The sequence below is a fragment of the Sphingomonas mucosissima genome, assembly GCF_002197665.1.
Taxonomy (GTDB): Bacteria; Pseudomonadota; Alphaproteobacteria; order Sphingomonadales; family Sphingomonadaceae; genus Sphingomonas; species Sphingomonas mucosissima.
This window is the reverse complement of sequence record NZ_NBBJ01000003.1, coordinates 360752-385395: the sequence shown is the minus strand read 5'-3', so window position 1 is coordinate 385395 and position 24644 is coordinate 360752. Positions and strand designations below refer to the sequence as shown.

The 24644-nt window shown below is 66.2% G+C and carries 17 protein-coding genes; 9 read left to right on the top strand and 8 right to left on the bottom strand.

Annotation, left to right across the window (positions count from 1 at the left end; translation table 11 throughout):
- Window positions 1-8 precede the first annotated feature (8 nt).
- From SPMU_RS11465 to SPMU_RS11445, 5 genes are all read left to right on the top strand, one after another.
- Entirely contained in the window at window positions 9-1436 is a 1428-nt protein-coding gene (locus tag SPMU_RS11465) for an efflux transporter outer membrane subunit (RefSeq protein WP_425442179.1), read from the top strand.
- A gap of 86 nt (window positions 1437-1522) precedes the next feature.
- Window positions 1523-1954, top strand: coding sequence for a MarR family winged helix-turn-helix transcriptional regulator (locus tag SPMU_RS11460; protein WP_088333996.1), 432 nt, complete (start codon window positions 1523-1525; stop codon window positions 1952-1954).
- A 61-nt stretch (window positions 1955-2015) separates the two neighbouring features.
- On the top strand, window positions 2016-2516 hold the full coding sequence (locus tag SPMU_RS11455; RefSeq protein WP_088333995.1) for a 2Fe-2S iron-sulfur cluster-binding protein: 501 nt from the start codon (window positions 2016-2018) through the stop codon (window positions 2514-2516).
- Window positions 2513-3499 (top strand): FAD binding domain-containing protein, encoded by a 987-nt coding sequence (locus SPMU_RS11450; protein WP_088333994.1) that lies wholly within the window; start codon window positions 2513-2515, stop codon window positions 3497-3499. The genes SPMU_RS11455 and SPMU_RS11450 overlap by 4 nt, the downstream gene beginning before the upstream one ends.
- The gene (locus tag SPMU_RS11445; RefSeq protein WP_088333993.1) at window positions 3496-5808 is read left to right on the top strand and encodes a xanthine dehydrogenase family protein molybdopterin-binding subunit; all 2313 of its coding nucleotides are present in this window, start codon (window positions 3496-3498) and stop codon (window positions 5806-5808) included. The genes SPMU_RS11450 and SPMU_RS11445 overlap by 4 nt, the downstream gene beginning before the upstream one ends.
- A 297-nt stretch (window positions 5809-6105) precedes the next feature.
- Here the strand turns inward: SPMU_RS11445 and SPMU_RS11440 are convergent, their stop codons facing one another.
- Entirely contained in the window at window positions 6106-9018 is a 2913-nt protein-coding gene (locus SPMU_RS11440) for a PAS domain S-box protein (RefSeq protein ID WP_088333992.1), read from the bottom strand.
- A gap of 330 nt (window positions 9019-9348) precedes the next feature.
- Between SPMU_RS11440 and SPMU_RS11435 the strand changes: the two genes are divergently transcribed.
- From SPMU_RS11435 to SPMU_RS11425, 3 genes are all read left to right on the top strand, one after another.
- Window positions 9349-11829, top strand: a complete 2481-nt coding sequence (locus SPMU_RS11435; RefSeq protein WP_088333991.1) for a TonB-dependent receptor domain-containing protein — start codon at window positions 9349-9351, stop codon at window positions 11827-11829.
- A 68-nt stretch (window positions 11830-11897) separates the two neighbouring features.
- Window positions 11898-13742, top strand: coding sequence for a methyl-accepting chemotaxis protein (locus tag SPMU_RS11430; protein ID WP_088334138.1), 1845 nt, complete (start codon window positions 11898-11900; stop codon window positions 13740-13742).
- Window positions 13727-14800, top strand: coding sequence for a DUF2332 domain-containing protein (locus tag SPMU_RS11425; RefSeq protein WP_245833134.1), 1074 nt, complete (start codon window positions 13727-13729; stop codon window positions 14798-14800). The genes SPMU_RS11430 and SPMU_RS11425 overlap by 16 nt, the downstream gene beginning before the upstream one ends.
- Window positions 14801-14824: 24 nt before the next feature.
- Here SPMU_RS11425 and SPMU_RS11420 read toward each other — a convergent pair whose 3' ends face one another.
- The 5 genes from SPMU_RS11420 to SPMU_RS11400 all read right to left on the bottom strand — a co-directional run bounded on the left by SPMU_RS11420 (window position 14825) and on the right by SPMU_RS11400 (window position 20678).
- On the bottom strand, window positions 14825-15862 hold the full coding sequence (locus SPMU_RS11420) for a YeiH family protein (protein WP_245833131.1): 1038 nt from the start codon (window positions 15860-15862) through the stop codon (window positions 14825-14827).
- 62 nt (window positions 15863-15924) lie between these two features.
- Window positions 15925-17919 carry an alpha-glucosidase gene (locus SPMU_RS11415; protein ID WP_088333990.1) on the bottom strand — a complete coding sequence of 665 codons (1995 nt, stop codon included), beginning with the start codon at window positions 17917-17919 and terminating at the stop codon, window positions 15925-15927.
- Window positions 17916-18500, bottom strand: a complete 585-nt coding sequence (locus SPMU_RS11410; protein WP_088333989.1) for an NADPH-dependent FMN reductase — start codon at window positions 18498-18500, stop codon at window positions 17916-17918. The genes SPMU_RS11415 and SPMU_RS11410 overlap by 4 nt, the downstream gene beginning before the upstream one ends.
- A 193-nt stretch (window positions 18501-18693) precedes the next feature.
- The gene (locus SPMU_RS11405) at window positions 18694-19773 is read right to left on the bottom strand and encodes an LLM class flavin-dependent oxidoreductase (protein ID WP_245833128.1); all 1080 of its coding nucleotides are present in this window, start codon (window positions 19771-19773) and stop codon (window positions 18694-18696) included.
- Window positions 19770-20678, bottom strand: a complete 909-nt coding sequence (locus SPMU_RS11400; protein ID WP_425442178.1) for an aldo/keto reductase — start codon at window positions 20676-20678, stop codon at window positions 19770-19772. Before SPMU_RS11400 ends, SPMU_RS11405 begins: the two co-directional genes overlap by 4 nt.
- Window positions 20679-20833: 155 nt before the next feature.
- On the opposite strand from SPMU_RS11400, the gene SPMU_RS11395 reads away from it, so the two are divergent.
- Window positions 20834-23305, top strand: coding sequence for a TonB-dependent receptor (locus SPMU_RS11395; RefSeq protein WP_245833125.1), 2472 nt, complete (start codon window positions 20834-20836; stop codon window positions 23303-23305).
- Window positions 23306-23483: 178 nt separating this feature from the next.
- Here SPMU_RS11395 and SPMU_RS11390 read toward each other — a convergent pair whose 3' ends face one another.
- Window positions 23484-24230: an outer membrane protein gene (locus SPMU_RS11390; RefSeq protein WP_169715700.1), complete on the bottom strand. Its 747-nt coding sequence runs from the start codon at window positions 24228-24230 to the stop codon at window positions 23484-23486.
- 209 nt (window positions 24231-24439) lie between these two features.
- Window positions 24440-24622, bottom strand: coding sequence for a CsbD family protein (locus SPMU_RS11385; RefSeq protein ID WP_088333985.1), 183 nt, complete (start codon window positions 24620-24622; stop codon window positions 24440-24442).
- Between the last annotated feature and the right edge of the window lie 22 nt (window positions 24623-24644).

The following is a 24644-nucleotide window of genomic DNA, read 5'->3' as shown; positions in this document are numbered from 1 at the left end:
GCGAAACGATGCTCATGCACTTCACCAAGTTGATGGTAGCTGCGTCCGCGCTGACGCTGGCGGCCTGCGCGACCGGGCCGGATTATGCCGGACCCGCCACGCCGACCACGGCCGCCGCGCCGTTCGTGTCGACCAGCCCGGCCGTCTCGACCGCCGCGCCAGCGGAGGATTGGTGGCGACTGTATCAGGATCCGGTGCTCGACGGCCTGATCACCGACGCGCTCGCGGCGAACACCGACGTGCGTGTCGCAGTCGCGCGGCTCGCCCGGGCACGCGCGGCGCTGCGCGAGGTGCGCAACGATCGCCTGCCGCAGGCGAATGTCGGCGCCAGTGCGACCTACAACCGCTTTTCCCAGGTGCAGCGCGCACCTGGGATCGACAGCGAAAGCTGGCTGATCGATGGCGGGCTGGACGTCTCTTATGAGGTCGACCTGTTCGGCCGCGTCAGCCGCAACGTGGAGGCGGCGCGCGGCGACGTCGGCGCGGCGGAGGCAGATGCCGATGCGGTGCGGGTGTCGGTCGTCGCCGAGACGACGCGTGCCTATGCCGATGCGGCATCGGCGGCCGAGCGGCTGGCAGTGGCGGAACGGATCGTCGCCTTGCTCGACCAGTCGCTGCGCGTGACCGAGCGGCGCGTGGCGGTAGGCATGACGACGCCGCTCGACGCGACGCGGATCGCGGCGCTGCGCGACCAGCGGCGCGCCGACGTGCCGACGATCGCCGCCGAGCGGCAGGCGGCGCTGTTCCGGCTGGCGACGCTGACGGGGCGCGCCCCGCAGGAACTGCCGCCGATCGCGGCGCAGCGCGACCGGATGCTTCGGCTCGACCGGCCGATCCCGGTCGGCGACGGGGCCGGGCTGCTAGCGCGCCGGCCGGATGTGCGCGCGGCAGAGCGGCGGCTCGCCGCGGCCACCGCGCGCATCGGTGTGGCGGCGGCGGATCTCTATCCCCGCATCACGCTGGGCGGATCGATCGGCCAGACCAGCACGGGGCTTGGCAATCTGTTCGGCGGCGGGCCGCTCAACTGGCTGATCGGGCCGCTGTTGAATTGGAACCTCAATCAGGGCCGCGCCCGCGCCCGCATCGCCGAGGCGGAAGCGGATACGCAGGCCGCGCTCGCCACCTTCGACGGAACGGTGCTGACCGCGCTGGAAGAAACGGAGACGGCGCTCTCCAATTACAAGCAGGCAATCGAGCGGCGCGCGGCGCTGGGCCAGGCGCGCGAGGCGGCGGAGCGGGCGGCGCGGATCACCCGCGCGCAGCGCCGCGAGGGGCAGATCGACAGCCTGTCGCAGCTCGATACCGAACGCACCTTTGCCGATGCGGAAGCGGCGCTCGCGCTGGCGGACGCGCAGATCGCGCGTGCCCAGATCGATGTGTTCCGTGCATTGGGCGGCGGATGGCAGACCGGGGGGACGGCGGCGCCCGCCGGCTGAGCCGAATGCAGCGGATCGGCGCGGCATGATGCGATCTGCTGCGATGCGACTCGCAAAATCGCATCTGGTGCGTTTAAGCGGTCGCCATGACGATGCCGACCGACGAGGAACTAGCCGCGCTTGGCGCTGCGTTCGACCTGTTCGCGCGCCGCTACAAGCTGGCGGAAGCGCTCGGGCCGGAAAAGCCGCTGAACGAACTCGACAAGCAGATCCTGTCCTACGTCGCGAAGAACGACGGCTGCGGGCCGACTGACATCGCGCGTTACCTGGGGGTGGCCAACACCACCGTCTCCTCCGCTACCGACCGGCTGGTGAAGCGCGAGCTGCTGCGCCGGCAGCGGCCGGAGGCGGACCGACGCGCGGTGGCGCTTCACCTGACCCCCGCCGGGGAGGGCAGGGTCGCCGCGCTGCAGGCGATGTACGGCGAGCTTCATCGCCGCATGCTCGCGCCACTCGACGCCGAGGAGCGGCGGCAGATGATTGCGATGATGGCCAAGGTCGCAAACGACGACGCTTGAATAGTACGAAGTTCGTGATACCTTCCTGACGGCGCGCCACCCGCGTCGCCAGGAGAGGTTCATGGCAATTACGATCAACGGCACCCCGGTCGATCCGCCGGCGGATCCGCGCGTCTCCCTGCTCGATCTGATGCGCGATCGGCTGCATCTCACCGGCACCAAGGTGGGCTGCAACCAGGGCGCGTGCGGCGCCTGCACCGTGCTGATCGATGGGCAGCGGGTGCTCTCATGCCTGACGTTGGCAGTGCAGGCGGAAGGCCGCACCGTCACCACGATCGAGGGGCTCGGCGCGGACGGGCTTCACCCGCTGCAGCAGGCGTTCCTCGAGCATGACGGCTTCCAGTGCGGCTATTGCACGCCGGGCCAGATCTGCGCGGCGAGCGCGATGCTCGAGGAAGTCGCCGCCGGCATGCCGAGCTATGTGACGCGCGACCTCGCCGCGCCCGCGCGGCTGACGCGCGAGGAAGTGCGCGAGCGGATGAGCGGCAACCTGTGCCGTTGCGGCGCGCATAACGGCATCATCGACGCGATCATGGCGGTGGCCGAGGAGCAGGCGGCATGACCCCGGTTCAGTATCGGCGCGCCGACAGCGCAAGCGACGCGATCCGGTTGGCGGGCACCGCGGGGCATCGGCTGCTGGGGGGCGGCACCAACCTCGTCGACCTGATGCGCAAGGGCGTCGAGCGGCCGGATACACTGGTCGACGTGACCGGCCTCCCCGGCGCGATCGAGGAAGCGGCCGACGGCAGCATCGTGATCGGCGCCGGCGCCCGCAACAGCGCGATTGCAGCCCACCCGCTGATCCGCAGCCGCTATCCGATGCTGTCGCGTGCGATCCTCGCTGGCGCTTCGGCGCAGATCCGCAACATGGCGACCGCGGGCGGCAACCTCTTGCAGCGGACGCGCTGCGTCTATTTCGCCGATGCGGCGGGTTCGCGCTGCAACAAGCGCGCGCCGGGCAGCGGGTGCGACGCGATCGGCGGCTTCACCCGCTATCACGCAATCCTGGGTGCGTCGCCCGCATGCATCGCGACTCATCCGTCGGACATGGCGGTGGCGCTCGCCGCGCTCGACGCGCGGGTGCATGTTGCCGGCGCGGATGGCGCGCGCGCGCTGCCGCTGACGGACTTCCATCGCCTGCCGGGTGATCGGCCAGACTTGGAGACGGAACTGGCACCGGGCGAAGTGATCGTCGCGATCGAGCTGCCGCCCTCGCGCCTCGCGCCGCGCTCCGACTATCGCAAGGTGCGCGATCGCGCCTCCTACGCCTTCGCGCTCGTCTCCGTCGCTGCCGGGCTGGTGATCGAGGACGGACGGATTTCGGAAGCGCGGATCGCGTTGGGCGGCGTGGCGCACAAGCCGTGGCGGGCGTGGCGCGCGGAGGCGGCGTTGCAAGGCGAGGCGCCGAACGAGGCGGCGTTCGTCGCGGCGGCCGAGGCGGAGCTTGCCGGCGCCGAGCCGCGGCCGGGCAATATGTTCAAGGTGACGCTGGCGAAGCGGACGCTCGCCGCGGTTCTTTCCGGGCTTTGCGAGGATCAGGCATGAGCAGGGTACAGAATGTCCTCGTCGGCACGGTGCGCAGCGCGCTCGGCTGGGTTCCGGCGCAATGGCTGCCCGGTGGCACGCCAGACCCGCTGATCGGCCGCCGCGGCGAAGTGGGGCGCCAGGCCGCGCGGTTGGACGGTGACGTGAAGGTGCAGGGGCAGGCGCGCTTCTCCGCCGAAGTGCCGCTGGAGAACCTCTGCTACGCCGCGCTTGTCCACGGCACGATCACGCGCGGGCGGATCACGCGGCTCGATACGGCGAAGGCGGAAGCTGCGGAGGGCGTGCTGCTCGTTGTCACCCATCGCAACATGCCGCGCGTGTCCGGCCCCTCGCTGATCGCGATCACCGATCCGACGGCGGTGGGCAACAGCAGCCTGCCGATCCTCCAGGACGACAAGGTGCATTACAACGGCCAGGTCGTCGCCGCCGTCGTCGCGGAGACACAGGAGCAGGCCGATCATGCCGCGTCGCTGATCGAGATCGACTATGCGGCCGAGCCGGCCGAGACTCGCTTCGAGGAAGCGAAGTCCGGCGCGCGGATCATCCCCTCGCTGCTGATCGAGCGCAATCACCTGTCGCTCGGCAAGGCGGAGCGGGAACTCACCCGCGCACCGCACAAGGTCGACAATCTCTATCGCACGCAATGGCAGAACCATAATGCGATCGAGCTTCATGCGCTGACCGTCGCGTGGGGGGGCGAGACGCTCACCGTGCACGACACGACGCAGATGATCGCGTCGGAAGCCGCGACGCTCGCCAAGATGTTCGGGCTGAAGCGCGAGGATGTGCGCGTGCTCTCGCCGTTCGTCGGCGGCGGCTTCGGCGGCAAGGGCTTCTGGGATCATCAGGTGGTCGCGGTCGCCGCGGCGCGGATGGTCGGCCGCCCGCTGCGGCTGCAGCTCACCCGAGAGGGCGTCTATCGCATCGTCGGCGGGCGAAGCGCGACCGAGCAGCGCGTGGCGCTTGGGGCCGACAACGAGGGGCGCTTCACCGCGCTGATCCACAACGGCTATTCGGTGATGCCGCCCTATGGTGCCTGCCCGGAAGCCTATACGCTCGGCACGCGATCGGCCTATCGCGCCAAGAGCTTCGAGATCCTGCAGCGGCACATCGACATGGCGGTCGTGCCCAACACCTTCATGCGCGCGCCGGGCGAGGCGATCGGCACCTTCGCGCTGGAAAGCGCCGTCGACGAACTGGCCCATGAGCTGGCGATGGATCCGATCGAGCTTCGCCTCCGCAATCTGCCGGAGAAGCACCCGATCACCGGCGCGCCATTCTCCCAACATGCGGCCGCCAAGTCATGGGCCGACGGGGCGGCGCACTTCGGCTGGGAGCGGCGCTCCGCCACCCCCGGCGCGCGGCGCAAGGGGGAATGGCGGATCGGCATGGGCTGCGGCAGCGGCAGCTTCCCGTATGTCCGCATGCCCGGCGCCGCCGTTCGCCTGACCATTCGGCGCGACGGTACCGCGACGCTTGCGTGCTCCGCGCAGGAGATGGGGATGGGCACCTCCACCGTGCTCGCGCAGCAGGTCGCCGACCGGCTCGGCGTGCCGCTCGACGCGGTGGTCATCGAGACGGGCGATTCCGATCTGCCGGCGGCTCCGATGGCAGGCGGTTCGGGGCAGAGCGTGTCGATCGCCGGCGCTTTGCTGGCCGCGTCGGAGAAGCTGCCCGCCGAACTGCTGCGCCTCGCCGGCAACGACAGCCCGCTCGCTGGGCTGAGGGCGGGCGAGATCCGGTTGGGGCAGGAGGGGATGGCGAGCGCGGCCGACCCGAGCCGGCACGAAACCTTCCGGTCGATCCTCGCCCGCGCCAATCGCGACGAGGTGAGCGTTAGCGCGACCGGCACGCCGCCGCTGGAGATGATGAAGTTCGCGATGCACAGCACCGCGGCGATGTTCTGTGAGTTGCGCGTAAGCGACGTGACGGGGGAGATCAGGGTCGATCGGCTGCTCGGCTCGTTCGATTGCGGCACGATCCTCAACCCGCGCACCGCGGCCAGCCAGTTCCGCGGCGGCATGATCATGGGCCTCGGCCTCGCGCTCACCGAGGAGACGTGGCTCGACGAGCGGAGCGGGCGGATCATGAACCCGACGCTCGCCGATTATCACATCCCCGCGCACCTCGACGTGCCCGATATCGAAGTGATGTGGACCGGCATCCCCGATCCGCGATCGCCGCTGGGCGCGCGCGGCATTGGCGAGATCGGCATCACCGGCGTCGCGGCGGCGGTGGCCAATGCGGTGTTCAACGCCACGGGCAAGCGCGTGCGCGACCTGCCGATCACGCTCGATAAGTTGCTGTAGCGCGTCGCGGGGCGGGAAGTCGCGGGAAGAGCGATGAGGGAATTCCACTCGCGTAGGCCCGCCTTCCTCGCACCGGAAGTACGCCGCACACCGTCGAGCCGCTCGAAGCGCCGGAACTGCTGGGCGTGCTCCTAAAGGCACGAGTGCCGCGGCCATCCGGAATGAAACGTGCGTGACCCTTGCGTGCTCCGCCGTCCCGAAAACGTTGGCATGACGGAACGGCCGCGTATTCCGAAACGCACCTGCCGCGAGGTGAGCGAAAGTCCAGGCCGGACCGCGCGGCCGACAACCGGCGCCTCACCGTCGCCGCGAAACTTTTCGCAAAGCCCGCGACAGCGTGTCGATCGAATAGGGTTTATGCACCAGCGCGAAACCGTGCGTCCCGCTCTGAGCGAGAACCTCACTGTATCCGCTTGTCAGCACCACCGGCAGTCCGGGATAGCGGCGGGCAATCTCCTGTCCAAGCTCGATACCTGACATGCCCGGCATCATGACGTCGGAAAATACGGCATCGAACTCGCCCTCCTTGGCGGCCAATTCTTCAAGCGCCTTCTGGGCGTCCATCGCCCAAACGGTTCGATAACCCAGCTCCGCTAACGCTTGAGTCGCAAACCTGCCGACCTCGGCGTTATCCTCAACAACCAGCACGCAGGCACCTTCGCCCAGCGGTAACGCGCTGTCGGCCGCTTCTACAGGAGCATCCAGCGAACCCTCGACACGCGGCAGATACATGGTGAAGGTCGCGCCTTCACCGGGATCGCTCGTGACGGTGACATCACCGCCGGACTGCTTGGTGAAGCCAAATACCTGGCTGAGCCCGAGCCCGGTTCCTTCGCCAACCCCTTTGGTGGTGAAAAAGGGTTCAAAGATCCGTTCGAGGTCCTCGGCCGATATGCCCGGGCCGTTGTCCGTCAGCGAGACCGTCACGAATTCACCGGGCACGGCCGAGTGATTGCGTATTGCCGGCATTTCGGAGGTCGCCGCGACGGTGATCGTCAACTCACCTTGGCCCTTCATGGCGTCGCGGGCGTTCACAGCCATGTTGACGATGGCGGTGTCGAACTGGCTGCGATCTGCGTCGATGTAGCAGGGCTCGGCAGCAAGGCGGAGTGATGTGTTGACCCGCGCACCGGTCAGCGTCTGCACCATGTCGTTGATCTTGCGCACGCTTTCCGTGACGTCGAAGACTTCAGGCTTTAAGGACTGTCGACGCGCAAAGGCGAGCAACTGGTTGGTGAGCTTGGTTGCGCGGTCAGCGGTGTCGGCGATTGCGTCAATGTAGCGCTGCCGGCGCTCCTCGGAGAGCCCCGGGCGGCGCAGGAGGTCTACCGACCCGCGGATCACGGTCAGCAAATTGTTGAAGTCGTGCGCCACACCCCCGGTGAGCTGGCCGATCGCCTCGACTTTCTGTGATTGTCGCAACGCGTCCTCCGCCTGCATCAAGTCGGCGGTGCGCTGCGCGACGCGCTGCTCGAGCGTTTCGTTGAGCGCGCGCAGATCGGCAACGGCGCGGTCACGCTCCGCTTCGATGGTCCGCCGCTCCTGCACGTCGATAAGCACGCCAGGGAAGCTCAGCGGGGTGCCATCAGGCGCATGGACGACCCGCCCGTTCGCCTCAATCCAATAATATTGACCATCGGCGCGCCGGACGCGATATTGATGGGCGTAGGGGCCGCCGCGCGCGATCGCACTGTTGATCGCGTCCGAAAGCCCTTCTCGATCGTCCGGGTGCACCGTGGCCGTGATTTGCACGAGCGGGATGCCCTTTCGGCCGAGCGCCGGATCCAGGCCGAAGGTGCGGGCGAATGCTTCGTCGACGGTGAATTGGTCGCTGGGCAGGTCCCAATGCCAGGTGCCGATGATAGCGCCGGCCTCCAAGGCGAGCTGCACACGTTCGGCATTCTCGCGCGCCATGGCCTCGCTGATCCGCAGCCGCTCTTCGGCCTCGCGTCGCGCCGTCACATCGTTGAAGATGATTGCGATCTGGCGGTCGGTGGGATCACCAACCCGTACGGCACGCACGTCGAACCAACGCTGGAAAGCCTCGGCGTAATTCTCGAAATTGACCGGTTCGCCCGTCTTCGCAACTCGGCCGTACGTTTCGAACCAGAACGGCTCGAGGTTCGGAGCGTGCTCCGTGACCCACTTGCCTCGTAAATCCACGCCTGATTGACGCTCGAAGGCGGGATTGGCTTCGAGGAACCGGTAATTGATCGGTTTGTCGTTCTCGTCGAATCTGACTTCAACGATGGCGAAAGCCGCATCAACCGTGTCGAAGATCGTCTCGAACCGCTCCTGCGCTTTCTTCAGGGCAGCGCCCGCCAAATGCTCCTTCGTGCGATCGCGCAGGATCTTGACGAACCCGGTGTGACGACCGGCAGAGTCTCGCAGCGGCGAAAGCTCGCCGCTCGCCCAAAACCGCTCGCCGCTCGCTCGCACGTGCCAGCGTTCATCGACTGCGCGCCCCTGATCAAGCGCGAGCTGCCTCTCCCGCTCGCACCGCCCCGCCGCTCGATCCTCTTGCGTGAAGATGCGATCGCTTGGCTCGCCCAGCATCTCGCGCTCGCGCCAACCCAGTATGAACTCGGCGCCGCGGTTCCAGCGTGTCACCTTCCCGGCGAGATCCATCGCGATGATGGCGAAGTCCGTTGCACTGTCGAGGATCTGCCGATGACGGTCCTCACTCTCACGTGACGCTTCACTTTCGGCGAGCGTCGTGTTGATCTTCTCGGCTTGTTCGAGTTGAAGAGCGATAAGCCTGGCGAACAACTCAAACGTCGGAAGGACATTTGGTCGATCGAGGTCGCGCGCTGCGACATCGATCGCGCAAAGCGTGCCGAAGAACTCACCGTCCGTCATAACGATGGGCACGGAGATATAGCTTCTCAGTCCGTAGATCTGGGGCGTGTGATGGTTCGCATAAACGGGGTCAGCAGCGACGTCGGAGATAACAACCGGTTGCTTGCTTTGCCGGATCTCATGGCAGATCGTGGTTTCAAGCTTCAGCTCGTCGCCGGGCGTCAGGCCAAAGTTGATGCTGTCTTGAACGCTACACGCGATCCAACGCGCATCTGTCACGCGCGCTATCGCGGCGAAGCCCATGCCCGTGAGCTGACAGACCGTATTCAGCATCGTGGGTATGACGTTGATGCGGCTGATGGCCTCAACGTCTCCGAAGTGGGCGTCGGTCACGGCAAGTTTACGATCCATGCTTGGGCTTAGCGTTCGCCCATTCGCCCGTCACCAAGGAACGCCAACGATGAGCCTTGGCAGCACCGATCGGCAAACGCTCTTGGCTGGACGACAGCTTTGCTGGCGCATCGGCTGACACGGCTAAACAATTTAGAGCGGTGTTTGAACGGCCCGCGCCGCGCCGGCGATGCCCACAGGCCTTCTGCCCTTGCTCTCGCCGCGACCGTGATCCTCTGCTTGTGAGCAGCGCGCTGTAACCGTTGACGGCTACATAAATTCCGGTGGGCGACCCTGCCCATGGACGCGCCTCCTATAACTGTTTGCAACAGTATCAGGGGCAAAAATTAGATGAAGAACTATCTGTTGGTGGCCGCGGCACCAATCGCTCTGTTGGCGCCTGTGGCCGCAAGCGCGGCTCCGAAATCGCCCGCTGGGCCGGTGATCGCAGCCCAGGCGCCGCAAGGGGCTGACATCGTCACGACCGGTGTCGCTAAGGGCCGTGACCGCCTGGATAGTGCCACGTCGACCAGCTCGCTGCGCGAGTCCGAAATCCGTAAGCTGGCACCGAGCTCGGTTGGTGACCTCCTGCGCGATATTCCCGGCATCCGCTCGGAAGCTTCGACGGGGGAGGGCTCGGTGAGCCTCTCGATCCGCGGTCTGCCGATCGCATCGTCGGGTGCGAAGTTCGTGCAGCTGCAGGAAGACGGGCTGCCGGTGCTCGAATTCGGCGACATTCAAGGTGCCGGCGCTGACAATTTCCTGCGGGTCGATCTCAATCTGTCGCAGGTCAGCGTGATCCGCGGCGGCTCGGCCTCCACCTTTGCGTCGAACTCACCGGGTGGCATCATCAATTTTGTTTCCAAGACGGGCGAGGTCGAGGGTGGTGCGGTTGCGGTGACCGCCGGTCTAGATTTCAATCAGTACCGCACGGACTTCGATTACGGTGCACGGCTGACCGATAGCGTACGCTTCCACGTGGGCGGTTTCTATCGGCAGGGCGAAGGCCCCCGCCGTACGGGTTATGACGCGCAGAAGGGCGGCCAGATCAAGGCCAACGTCACCAAGGAGCTCACCGGCGGCTATATCCGGCTGTACGGCAAATATCTCGACGATCGTACGCCCTTCTACGAGGCGGTGCCGTTCCGCGCGACGGGCACCAATGCCGATCCCAAGGTGACCACGCTGCCGGGCTTCGATGGCGTCAAGGATACGCTGTTGTCGCGCAACATCCGCAGCAATCTGGTGCTGGACGGCAACAACAATGTCACCGTCAACGACGTCGCGGAGGGCCAGAGCGTCAAGGCTGCATCGTTGGGCCTGGAGGCGCAGATCGATCTCAATGGCTGGACGGTGACCGAGCGGTTCCGCTTCTCGGACCTCTCGGGAACGCTCGTCTCGCCGTTTACCAGCGCCTATCTGCCCGCAGCGGTTGGTGCGCAGTCGCTGGGTGGCGCGGGCGCGACGCTCAGCTATGCGAATGGCCCGCGCGCCGGGCAGGTGATCGCCGATCCCTCCACCCTCAACGGCAACGGGCTGCTCGTCGCGCTCAACATGCTCGATTTGCGGCTTAACAGCTATGACAACGTCACCAACGATCTCCGAGCCAGCCGGGTATGGCAGCTGGGCGGCGGCGACCTGACGACGACAGCAGGCTTCTATGCCGCGCGGCAGACGATTGATCGCGACGCGCTGTGGACCACCTTTGTCTCCGAGCTGCGCGGGGATGGCGAGGCGGCGTTGCTCAACATCACCGATCGCGCCGGGCGCGCGGTGACCCAGGACGGCGCCTATGCATATAACCTCGCGCTGGCACGCGGCACGCGGCGGCGGTCGCTTCGTGTCGACTATGCGGTGAATGCGCCGTTTGCGTCGGTGAACTACCATATCGGCCGCGTCGCGATCGGCGGCAGCATCCGCTACGACTATGGCAACGCAGAGGGCCGTATCTTCGGTTCCGACCTCGGCGGTGGGCGCGTCGGCACGGTGGCACGTGACATGAACGGCGATAGCGTCATCTCGATCGCTGAACAAAAGGTCGGTGTGACCCCGCTCAGCGCCCCGGCGCCGGTCGACTACAAATATGATTACCTGTCCTATTCGGCCGGGATCAACTTCCGCATTGCCGATCCGCTGGCGGTCTTCGCGCGCTACAGCCGCGGTGCCCGCGCCAATGCCGATCGCATCCTGTTCAGCAACATCGTCAGCACCACTGACGGCAGCCTGCTGATCCCCAGTGCCGCGTTCGATCCGGTGAAGCAGGCCGAAGCCGGTGTGAAGTATCGCCGCGCCGACCTGACCCTGAACCTCACCGGGTTCTGGGCCAAGGCGCAGGATACCAATGTCGACCCGGTCACGTCGGGCCTGATCGCGCGCGACTATGAGGCATTCGGCTTGGAATTCGAGGGCGGCTATCGGCGCGGGGTATTCAGCCTCACCGCCGGCGGAACCTATACCGATGCCGAGATCGTCCGCGATCGCATCAACCCTGCGGTGGCCGGAAACATTCCCCGGCACCAGGCGAAGTTCATCTTCCAGACGACGCCGCAGATCGTCACGGAACGCTTTGCGGTGGGTGCGGTGCTAATCGGGACAACCGGCAGCTTCGCACAGGATGACAATGTGCTGCGCATGCCCGGCTTCGTTACGACCAACGCCTTTCTGCAGTTCCGGCCGGTGCCACGCCTGGAGCTGACGCTGAACGCGAGCAATCTGTTCAACGTGAAGGCGTTCAATGCCTTTGACGATGCCTCCATTCCTGCGACCGGCATTGTCCGTGGGCGTCCGCTGAACGGCCGCAACACGTCGCTGACCGCGCGTCTGGACTTCTGAGGGACAGAGGGGGGCGCTTGCGCCTCCCTTTCTCCTCCTGTTCCTTCTTAGAATTGAAGGCAATGCCGATGCTGACGGCGATGAGCATATCGCGCAAACTGAGCCTGTCGTTCTTGCTGATCTGTACGGCAGCGCTGGCGATGATGGTGATGTTGTACACCAACTTCGCATCGATCCGGGAGTCGACCCGGCTGAGCAATGCCAGCCAGTCGCTCTATGCCCGCGCGCAGACGCTGGAAACGTCGCTGCTGCGCCAGAACAGCCAGCTACGCGGCTTTCTCGTCACGGCGGACTCGACCTACCTCAAGTCCTACGAGGAAGCGCGCGTCGAATATGACGCAACCGCGGCCGAACTGGCGGCAGTGCTGACCGGGCAGGAGCGCGAAGCGTTGCTGACCTCCCAGCGCGAGACGCTGGCGTGGCGGCGTAACTGGGGCGACCGGTTGATCGCGCGCGTCAAGCGAGGCGAGCGGCTTGCGGCGGAGGAGGAGGTACGCGGCGCCGGTAAGGCGGTGCTGGTCAGCGCCGCGGTGCTGCCGCTGCGCGCGATCCGCGATGCCGAGACCAGCGCGATCGAGCGCAACGCTGCTCGGCAGGAAGGCGCCATCGCGATGGGCTTCACTGCCATGGCGATCGGCGGCATCCTGCTGATCGGATTGGCGGTGGTGCTGGCGGTGCTGCTGACCCGCGCGATCTCGCGCCCGGTGACGGCATTGACGCAGACGATGGGCGAACTGGCCGCGGGCCGCAACGACGTCACCGTTCCCGCCACCAGCAGGGGTGACGAATTGGGCGCAATGGCGCGTGCGGTATCGGTGTTCCAGGATGCCGCCATCGCCAAACAGGCCGCCGATGCTGCCAAGGCGGATGCCGATGTCGCGCAGAAGCTGGTGGTTGATGCGGTGTCGACGCAGCTTGCCCGGCTGTCCGAGGGCGACCTGACGGCGCAGATCACGGCGGAGTTCCCCGCTCATTATGCGGCGCTCAAGACGAATTTCAACGAGGCGCTTGTCCGGCTGCACGACCTGATCGGATCGGTGTCGGAAAGTGCCGCTGCAATCCGCACCGGTTCGGGCGAGATCGCCCAAGCCTCCGAAGACCTCGCACGGCGCACGGAAAGCAACGCCGCTTCGCTGGAGGAGACGGCGGCATCGGTCGCGCAAATGGACGGCCGCCTGCGCGCCTCGGCTGTTGCGGCAACGCGGACGGTGGAGCGCGCCGATCAGGCAATCGCTACGGTCGGTGGCGGCCGTGCGGTGGCGGACGAGGCGGTGCAGGCGATGGGGCGTGTCAGCGACAGTGCCAAGGGCATCGACAGCGTAATCGAGGGGCTCGACAAGATCGCGTTCCAGACGCGGGTTCTGGCGATGAACGCCGCCGTCGAGGCGGGGCGTGCTGGTGATGCCGGCCGCGGCTTCGCGGTGGTGGCAGACCTCGTCTCGGCGCTGGCGATGCGCGCCGAGGAAGAAGCGAAGCGCGCGCGCAGTCAGCTGACCGTCACGCAGACCGACATCGTCACCGCGGTCGAGGCCGTCACCAAGGTGGATGGCGCGCTGGCAAACATCTCTGGCGACGTGGCGCAGGTCCACGAACTGCTGGCATCGATGGCGGTGGACAATCAGGCGCAGTCGGCCGCGATCACGCAGATTTCAGCGGCGATCGGGACGATGGACCAGTCCACGCAGCAGAACGCCGCGATGGTCGAGCAAACCTCGGCCGCAGCGCGCAGTCTGGTTGGCGAGGTCAGCGGGCTGGCCGATCAGGCCGGCCGCTTCATCACCGCCGGACGCGGGCCGAAGCGTGCCGCTTCCCGGCCCATGGAGCCTTCGCGCTTCGCCGGCCCGACCCGCGCTTTGCCCGCGGCCGCCGTTTCCGCGCTGGTACGCGCGGATGACACGTGGAAGGAGTTCTAACCATCTTCCTTTCACCATTCGAAACGGCTGCCGGCGCCGAAGTCGCGGTGCTGGCGCGCCAGGCGATCGTCCTGCGATCGCTTGATCAGCCGTTCGTCGCTGCCCTGCTGGAAGCCGGCCAGCGTCAACTTCACCGTGCGCCGCGTACCGCCGCCCTGATCCGCAACTGGCCGGGCGATGCGGCCGCGGCGGGCTTGGCCATGCGCTTCAATGGCGCGCTTCACGCGTTGGCCCGAGCAGACGAGGATGGGCGTCTCGCCACGTTGCTCCGCCACGACCATGACGATTTCGACGGGGCGGTTGGGGCAGTGATGGCCGAGCGGGACGAGTTCATCGCCGCATGGATGCGCGATCCGCCGCAAACCAACGAGGTTGCTCGCGCCGGTGCGATTGTCGCGGCATTGATGGTTGTCGCCAGCATGGTCGACATGCCGTTCACGTTGCTTGAACTTGGCTCGAGCGCCGGGCTCAACCTGAACCTTGCCCATTACCGCTACGATCTGGGCGGGCAGGAAGCGGGATCGGCCGGATCGCCCGTGCTTGTGGCGCCCGCATGGCGCGGTGCGGCGGCCCCCGTCGGCAGTGTCAGGATCGCGGCAGCACGCGGTGTCGACCTCCGGCCGCTCGACGTCTCCGATGCGGCCGCACGCGAGCGATTGTCCTCGTTCGCGTGGACCGACGATCCGTTCCGCGCCGCCCTGCTGACGCAGGCGATCGCGCTGGCGCAGGCGCATCCGCCCGCCATCGATCGCGACGATCTGACCCGCTGGCTGCCGCGACAGCTCGCAACGCCCCAGCCAGCCGGGCTGTGCCGCGTCGTCTTCCATTCCATGGTGCTGCAATATCTCAACGCGCAGCAACGCGCCGCGATAACGGACCATATTCACCGCGCCGGCGCGGGTGCCGACCAGGCGCGGCCTCTGGCGTGGATCAGCTTCGAATGGACTGAATGTCGCAGTGAGGTACGACTGATGCTGACGTGCTGGCCAGACGGCGTCCGCCGCCATCTCGCGACCTGCCACCCCTATGGCGAGTGGATCCACTGGCGGCCGGCGTGATCACGCCGGCTGCTCATCTTTGGCTTAGAGCAGGATCAGCGCCCCGGCGAGCGACAGCGCCAGCGCCACCAGCGACGCAATCACGATCACCAGGATCGGCTTCATCCCCGTTTCCAGCAACGAGCTCATCGGCGCGCGTATCCCCGTCGCGGCGACAGCACAGGCAAGACAAGCCGTGGCGACATCCTGTACGCCGCGGCTCGCGATCGCCGGGATGATGCCGAGTGAGTTGATGCCAGCAAAGGCAAAGAATCCGACGACGAACCACGGCAGCGTGATCCCGGTCTTCTTGCCGTCCTCTGGCCGAAAGAACGCCGCGACCAGCGCGAGCACGGGCGCGAGCAGGGCGACACGCGTCAGCTTCACGATCGCTGCGATCTGGCCCGCACTGTCCGAATAGCTGTAGCCGGCGCCGAGTGCCTGCGCCACGTCATGGACCGACGCGCCGAGCATGAAGCCGGCCTGCCGATCGGTGAGCCCCAGTTGGTGAGCCAGGGTGGGGTAGAGGAACATCGCGGTGGCGCTCGCGGCGGAAATGCCGACGAGCACCAAGGCCAGCTGTGCCTGATTGGCGCGCCTCTCGCCCAAGGTCGTCGCCAGCGCCATCGCTGCCGATGCGCCGCAGATCGCCACCGCACCGCCTGCCAACGTACCAAACGCGCTGCCAAGGCCAAGCGCGCGCGCAATGATCACCCCGCTGCCCAGCGTCACCAGCAGGATCACTACGACGGCGAGCAGCGTCATCGGGCCAAGCCCGACGATCTGCCCAAGCGTGATGCGCGCGCCGACAAGCACGATGCCCCACCGCAGCAGCGTCTTGGAGGCAAAGCCGAGACCCGGCCCCATGCGCCGATCGGCACCAAGGAAATTGAGCGCCAACCCGATCAACAGCGCCATCAGCGTCAGCGGTGCGCCATAATGATCGGCGACGAAGGCCGCCGCCATGGTGGCGAGCCCGGCCACCATCAGCCCCGGCACAAGATCGCGCCAGCTGGATTCGGGAGAAGGCTCGAGATCGTTGTAAAGATCCGCCGCGAGCGGCAGCGTCGGATATCGCGTCACGGCCGCTGTTCCCCCTGCTCCAAACCCGACGCCAATTTAGCGCACCGAAACCCGCGCATGACCTAAGCTGTGCCGATCGAGGCGAACAGCGCCGTAAACGCGCTGTCACTGCGATAGAACACCGGCGGCTGGCCGATCGGCGCGGCAACTTCAACGTTCTGGCCGCCCGTGAATACCGCGTCGGACCACAGGTGCCGCCATTCCGGCCCTGCGGGCAGATAGGCGGACCATCGATCGGCGCCCGCTTCGATCACCGGCGCGACGATCAAGTCGCGGCCATAAGCGAATTGCGTCTCCACACCCCAGCATGCTGCATCGTCCTCGTAATCGAGGAACATCGCGCGCTGCACCGGAAGCCCCGTTGCCGCGGCTTCTTCGCACAAGCTCGCGACATAAGGCGCCAGCGCGGCATGAACCTTGGTCATCGCCACGAAATGCGCCAGCACCGCCGCGTCGCCGTCTAGCTGCAGGTTGCTGTCGGGCCGATTTCCCTCGTGGCTGCGCATGACGGGCGAGAAGGCCGACAATTCGCTCCAGCGCATCAGCAATTCGGGCGTGCGCACATTGTCGTAGAGGCTGGTGTATCCGCCAAGATCGCTATGGTGATAGGCGTTGCCGACCAGGCCCGAGGACAAGGCCGCGCGAATGACCGTGCCGATCCCATCGTGGCGCGAGAAGTCGACGCACTGGTCGCCTGCCCACAGAAGCGGGCAATGCGCGCCCACGCCGGTGAAGCCAGCGCGCATGAAGAACACCGCATCGCCCGTCTTGCCGCGGCTGGCAACGGCGCGTGCGTTCACCTCGGCCCACAATGTCGGCCAGGCATTGTGCGCCAGCATCCCGTCGCTGCCGTCGTGCAAGCGCACGTCGGTGGGGAGATATTCCCCGAAATCCGCCATCCAGCCCGACAGCCCGAGGTCGAGCATCTCGCGGCCGATCACGCGATCAGCGAACCATTCCGCCGCGGCAGGATTGGTGAAATCGACGATGCCGCAATCGAACTCGCCGAAATCGACGATATATGGCTCGTCGGCAGCGAGCTTCAGCGCCAGATACCCTGCCTCCTCGGCTTCCACATATTGCGTGCCGTCGACCGCAAGATACGGATTCACGTAGCCCATGAAGCGAATGCCACGCTCGCCCAGCTCGGCGATCTTCTCGCGCAGATTGGGATAGCGCGCGTCGTTCGCCTTCCAGTCCCAGAACAGCCGCTTGCCGAAGCTGGTGACCCGCAACCCGACCCAATCCTCGCACCACAAGCCGGTCACGGCGGCACCGGCAGCGAGGATCGCTTCCATCCGCTCGAAGCTGCGCGTGCCGTCCTTCAGGCCAAGGATCGCGCCCGAATAGGCCCATGCCGGCAGCTGTGGTTGGCGCCCGAAACGTGAGGAGAGCTGGCCCACGATCCCGGCGAAGCGATGCGCCGCGAAGAGCTCGATTCGCGCCGGGATCTCCCACACCTCGATCTCCGGTGCGGCGGCGTCTCGAAAGTCGAAGCAGCTATATGCCGTCGTATCCACATGCAGCGCGTAGCGGCGCGACGAGAGATACGTCGGCTGCGGATAATTGGTGTTCCAGTAATCGCCGCCCGAGCGATGATCGCGATCGCACTGAAACGTCATCAGCGTCGACTTGTCGCGCCCGACGCCCGGTTCGGACGTCCACATCGGAAAGCGCCGCCCCGCCATGTCGACATAGGACATCTGCTCGCCGCCGCCCCAGAAGCGCTCGCCCGCCTGACCGACGGCCGTCAGCCACAGGCGATTGAGCGCCGGGTTCAGCGCCTCGACCGCCAGCGCCCCGTCCTGCACGGTCAGTGCCAGCAGCGGCTGCCCGTTGGTGGACAGCGTCACTCGCTGGCCGTCGACAGTCGCCTCACGCAGGGCAATCCGCTCGGCGACCTTGTCCTCAAGGAAGTAATTGCCGCGATACATGTCGACGCGCGGCGTCCCTGCGCCAACGAACAGCGCCGGGGCATCCGCGCGATGGCGGATAATCAGCACCTCGCCAGCGAAAACGTCGAACCCGCCGTCAGCGGATTGCAGACGAACGCTCATGCCGCCGCCCGCATCGCATGGTCGCGCAGCGCTGCCGCCGCGACCTGGCGCCCGACGAGGCGAAGCTGGTCGACCACGGCTGGATCGCTGCACCCACCCTCGGCGTCGAGCTTCGCCTGTGCACTGTTCACCGTGGCCGCAAACGGCGTCGGCCAACCGCGGAGCGCGTGCGCGATCGAGCGCAGCGCCGCCACCGTCGATCCCGTCGCCTGCCAGCCGTATGCCGTGGCAATCAGGCCGACCGGCACGTCGGCGAGATAGGGCCGCGGATCACGTGCCGTCTCTTCCAATAGGTCGATCGCATTCTTCACCAGCCCGGAAACGCTGCCGTGATAGCCGGGCGAGGCGATGATGACGCCCGATGCGGCGCGTACTGCCTCGACCAGCGCGCGCTCATTCTCGGCGCGCGCGATCCCGGGGGTGTAGAGCGGCAAAGCGGCGAGCGTCTCGCCACCGAACAGCCGAACGTCCGCGCCAGCGTCTGCCGCCGCGGCCAGCGCGATCTGCAACGCGCGCTCGGTCGATGAGCCGGCGACGGTTGTCCCGCCGATGCCGACGATCAGCGGCTTGTCGGTGTGCATCTTCCTCTCCCACTTGATTGGGGAAGTGACCAGTCACCCTTCCCCACTCGCCCTGAACCTGTCGAGGGGCGCGTTTTGATCCGATACCGCCCAAGCCACGTGCTTCGACAAGCCTAGCACGAGCGGGGGAGGAGTAATCCTGACCGATGAGGAAGGTCGGGGAAGCGGCCACGCCGCTCCCCCGATCGCCCAGTTAGAGTACCAGCGGTCCGTGCTCGAGCTTCGGCAATACGTGGCGCGCGAACAGATCGGCTTCGGCAGCGTGCGGGTAGCCCGAAAGGACGAAGGCCTCGATCCCCATGTCCTGGTACATCTTCAACTTGGCCAGCACCTGGTCGGGATCACCGACGATCGCCGCGCCGCAGCCCGAACGGGCGCGACCGACGCCGGTCCAAAGGTTCTCCTCGGCATAGCCATCATCGGTCGCGCCCTCGCGCAGCGCGGCCTGCGCGGCGACGCCGGTCGAGGTGGTGTCGAGCGACTTGTTGCGGATCGCCGCACCCTGCGCCGCGTCCAGCTTGGACAGCAGCCGGTCGGCGGCAGCGCGTGCCTCCGCCTCGGTATCGCGCACGATCACATGCGCGCGATAGCCGAACTTCAGCGTGCGGCCGTGCTTGGCGGCGCGCGCAGTCATGTCGTCGATAATCGCCTGCACCGCTTCCTTCTTGTCCGGCCACATCAGGTACACGTCGGCACCCTGCGCCGCGACGTCGCGCGCGTCCGGCGACAAGCCACCGAAATACAGCGGCGGGCACTTGCCGGACACAGTGATAACAGCCGGCGGATCAAGCTTCAGGTTCCAGAACTCGCCCTGGTGATCCAGCGCCTCGCCGTTCAGCATGACTTTGAGGATCTGCATCGCCTCCAGCGTGCGCGCATAGCGCGGCGCGCTGGCCAGCGTCTCACCCGGCAGGTCGGAGGAAATGATGTTCACCGTCAGCCGCCCGCCAAGGATGCGGTCGATCGTCGCGATCTGGCGCGCCAGCTGCGGCGGCCAGCTTTCACCGATGCGCACCGCCATCAGCAGACGCATACGCTTCACCATCGTCGCAATCGCCGCGGCAAAGGCGGTGGTGTCGATGCCCAGCGCATAGCCCGACGGCAGCAGGATATTGTCGAACCCGCCGCTTTCGGCCTGCAGCACGATGTCGCGGCAATGCTCCCAGCTCGACTTTAGCTTGGGATCGGGAACGCCGAGGAACTCGTAATCGTCATCGCACAGCGCCGAAAACCAGCTAACTTCGCACTGTTGTTGGTTGGTCGAACCGGTCACGGCAAACGCTCTCCCATGCTGGCTTGAAGGACGGCGTACCATTGCTCGCGCGTCCACTGCGGTTTGTAGGCGTCGGGGATCGTCGCGATCCGCGACACATTCTGCGTGCCGACGATCGGGATCGGGCGCGCGGGGTGCGCCATGATCCAGCTATAGGCGGCGGCGGTGCGGTCGACCCCGGCTTCCTCAGCCTTTTCGTCGAGCAGCGCAACGACAGCGCGCGAGCGCTCGTCAGTCGGATCAGCGAGGCGGCCACCACCAAGTGGTGACCAGGCCAGCACCGCCATGCCGCGCTGCATCGCCTGATCGAACAATCCATCGAACAGTGGCGTCGTGGTCAGGGCGGAGAATTCGGGCTGGTGACTGACGACCGGCACGGTGATGAATTCGGCCAGCGCCGCGGTCTGGGCGGGCGTGTGATTCGACACGCCGATCGCGGTGATCTTGCCCGCCGTACGCGCATCGTCGAGCGCGCGCGCCACTTCCTGCGGGTGCGTCAGCATGTCCGGCCGGTGGATCTGGTACAGGTCGATCTTCTCGCAGCGCAGGCGCGTCAGCGAAGCGTCGATCGCCTCCGCTAGATAAGCAGCGCTCGAATCATACGGCACGCCCATGCGGATGCCGCCCTTGGACGCCAGCACCATTTTCTCGCGCAAGCCCGGCGCTTCCGCGAAGACGCGCCCAAGCAGCGCCTCGGCGGCACCGAACTCCTCGTCATTGTCAGGGCCGTAGATGTCGGCGGTGTCGAACAGCGTCACGTCGGCGTCGAAAGCCGCCTCGACCAGCGCGCGCGCCGCCGCAACATCTGTCCCGCGGAAGCGCCACATGCCCCAGGCAATGGTGCTGATGGTTAGACCAGTGTCGCCCAGAGCGACAGAGCGAGCGGGGGAGGGCAAATAAGACACCGTTGTCTTATATGGCCGAACCGGCTTACAGGGAAGCGGTCAAATGGAACGTCGCCGAATTCGGGCTCGCCACGCAAAATCCCATCTACTAAGGGGATTAAAGAGGGTGGCGCCGGGATCCGCGGCGATTGACTGGTTTGGGGTAGGAGAGGGTAATGGTAAGTTTCTCTAACAAGGCGCTTTTGCTCGCCGCGAGCGCGGCCTTCGCCGTGGCGGCGCAGGGTGCTTCGGCACAGGCGATGTCGCCCGAGGGTCAGGCGGCTGAACCGGCAACGGCGCAGCAGACGGCACCTGCGCCGGGCGTAGCGGCCGAATCGACCGACGTAGCTGACGCCGCGAATGGCGACATCGTTGTCACGGCGCAGAAGCGCAGCGAGCGTCTTCAGGACGTGCCACTCGCCGTTTCGGTGATCGGTGGCGAAGCGCTGGCGAACACGGGTGCGCCCGGTCTCGAAGGCGCGACCACCCTCGTCCCGTCGCTGAACGTTCAGAAGTCGGGCACCACGCTCAATCAGTCGATCTTCCTGCGCGGCGTCGGCACCACCACCTTCTCCATCGCTGGCGAGCCCTCGGTTTCCGCCGTGGTCGATGGTGTCGTGCTGGCGCGGACCGGCGAAGCGTTCGGCGATCTCGTCGACGTGGAGCGGATGGAAGTTTTGCGTGGGCCGCAGGGCACGCTGTTCGGCAAGAACGCGTCGGCCGGCGTGATCAACATCGTCACCAAGCAGCCGACGCGCGGCCTGGGCGGCTTTCTCGAGGGCAGCTATTTCACCGGCGGCAACGAAGCGCGCGTTCGCGGTGCGCTGAACATCCCGATTACCGAGAACCTGCTGTCGCGCTTCACCGGTTTCTACAGCCGCTTCGATGGCAACATTCGCAACGACGCCTTCGGCGGTCGCCGGGTCAACGGCTATGAGCATGTCGGCGGGCGCGTCCAGCTGAAGTGGATGCCGAGCGATCTCACCACGGTCGCGTTCATCGCCGATTACCGCAAGAACAACGACGATTGCTGCGCCGAGGTCATCGGCACCGGCTCGCCGAACGCGACCGGCACGGCATTCACGTTTCCTGCGATATTCTCGGTCCTGCCGACGCCGCGCGGCAACGAAACGCGCCGCATCAACCAGAATCTGATCACGCGCACCGAGGAAGAAAGCTACGGCGCGTCGCTGCAGATCGATACCGAGCTCGGCACCCAGACCGTCACCAGCATCACCGCCTATCGCGAATTCTCCAACACCGAGATCCGCGATGGTGACTTCCTGGCGACGCCGTACGTCGGCTTCACCCAGCTGCATGACTTGGGGCCGCAGACGGGCGATACCTTCAGCCAGGAGCTCCGCCTGACGTCGCCGTCGCGGCAGTTCATCTCCTATGTGGTCGGACTCTATTACTCGCGCGCCGCATCGGAGCGGACGTTCTCGCGCTCGGTGGTGAACTGCAATGCCAGCGCGGTGCCGGCCACGCTGATCCCGTGCGGCAGCGCTGGGGCGCCCGCGACCACCAATCCGTTCGGCAGCGCGACCTTCGGCTCGGTGTTCCAGAACATCGCGGCGTTCAGCCAGTTCACGGTCAACTTCACCGATCGTTTCCGCTTCATCGGCGGCGCGCGCTACACCACCGATCAGCTCAACGTCTCGCATCGCCGCACGACGACGCTGGCTGGCCCTGGCGTCAACGCGAACTTCGACCAGGGCGTGTTCGACCGTTACAACGCCCTGCTCGCAGCCGGGGTGCTGCCAGGTCCCGCGCAGACGCAGGCAGTGGCCGCGTCGAACGGCATCCCGTGGCGTGGCAAGACGACCAACGACAATTGGTCGGGCAAGGCGGCGCTGCAGTTCGACGTCAGCCGTGACGTGGTCGCCTATGGCGGCTGGACGCGTGGCTACAAGGGTCCGGCGTTCAACGTGTTCTACAATCTGAACGCAAACGGCACGAACGTGATCGCGCCGGAAACGTCGGACAGCTACGAGATCGGCCTCAAGAACACGCTGTTCAACGGCATGCTGACGCTCAACCTCGCCGGCTTCTACGCCAAGTACGACAATTTCCAGGCGAACAACCCGGATCTGGTCGCGGGCGTGGTGGTGACGCGCTTCACCAATGCCGGTGAAGTCTCCACCCGCGGCGTCGAGGCCGACATCGTGCTGCGCCCTGTCGATGATCTGTCGATCTCGGGCGGCATCGCCTACACCGATGCGCGCGTCGATCAGTTCTTCCAGGCGCCTGGCGCCCCGGTGACGGCTGTGATCCCGGCGGGCACGTCCTTGCCGTTCGCACCGAAGTGGAAGGGCTCGCTCGGCATGGATTACCGCTGGCGCACGGGCAGTGCGGTGGACGTGTTCCTCGGCGCGCAGGGCAATTACCAGTCGAAGCAGCTCGCGCTGTTCTCGCCTGACGCGGTGCAGCGCCGCCTGGGCACGATCGACGGCTATGGCCTGGTCAACCTGTCCGCCGGCGTTGGCGACCAGGACGATCGCTTCCGCCTGACCTTCCAGGTGCGCAACCTGTTCGATCAGAGCTTCGCGGCCGCCATCCAGAACGGCGGCCCGGCGAACGCCTATCGTTACCAGATCCCGCGTGACGCTGACCGCTATTACGGCGTCACCGGCCGCATCAACTTCTGACGCCCCCTCCCCAAGTCAGAAGCCTTGGACCCCCGGAGCAATCCGGGGGTCTTTTTTTGTGCGAGGCAGCGCCGGCAGCGCAGCGTTCACCGCAACCGTTTTAGCCCAAGGGGGGCAGCCACATACGCCGGCTAACACGCTCAAATCAGCCAGTATGAAAACAGCCTCCCGGCTTCACTCAGAAGCGAAAGCGCACGCCCAGGTTGAAGGTGCTGGTCTTCACCTTGCCGACGATGACACCCGCGTCTGGAAAGTCGTCATACGCGATCGTGGCGCCTTGGATCTGGCGAAAGCGATAGTCGCCGAATAGGGCGACGCTTGGCGATAGGTCGAAGGACACGCCTGCGCCGAGTTGCCACGCGAACCGTGCCTTGCCTTCGCCGTCGACTTCATAGCCACCGATACCCGCACCTCCGCCGACATATGGGGTGATGGCGGAGCCGGTCGGGATATCGACCCAGAGGTTCGCCAGGGCACTTAGCTGTCGCGCCCGGCTGCCATCGGCGGAAATCGTGTTGCCCGAGACACTGCAGTCGTCGACCTCGAGATAGGCGCAGATGTCCGCGCCATCGGCCGGCGTCAGCGTGAGCGGGGAGCCATTGACGCTCTTGACCGTCAGGCTCCTGATCTTGCTGCGCGCATAATCAACGCGCAGGTCCGCACGCACGATGCCGAAATCATAGCCCAGTGCGCCGCCGAAGGTCGCGCTATTCTGTAGATCAGCCTCGAACCATGCGGTGTCGCGCGCGCCCGAGCCGCCAAAGGTGCCGCCCTCGTCGAAATATCCGATGTCGTTATCGTGCACACGCGCGAGCCCGACGCTCAGCTCGGCGTAGGCGCCGCGATTGTTGTCCTGAGCAACCGCAGGCGCCGCTATCAAGCCAGCCGCAAGCAATACGGCTGCGTGAACAATGATGCCTCTCACCGTTACCTCCCCCCAAGTGGAATGCCGACTTGGACGAAAGCTCGGCAGTCACACATCCCTCAAAAGGGGGATAAGGACGCCGGCGGCCCGGGATTCTGGCACAAGCTAAGCCACTTTGGACATATCAGCCAGTCAAGCCCTGGCATCCTCAAACACCGAAAAGGCCGCTCCGCAAAGCGGAACGGCCTCCATACTGTCGGACAGCAACCTTAGATCTTGTCGCCAAGCGCGCCTTTCACGCTACCCTTGACGTCCTGACCGGTACCCTTCAGCTGCTGCGCGTCGCCCTCGGCTTCGAGCTCGGGATTGTCGGTTGCATCGCCATAAAGCTCTTTGGCCTTGCCAGAGATTTTGTTGCCCGCAGCGTTCAGCTTGTCGGTGAACTCACCCATAAATCATACTCCTGATGCTGAC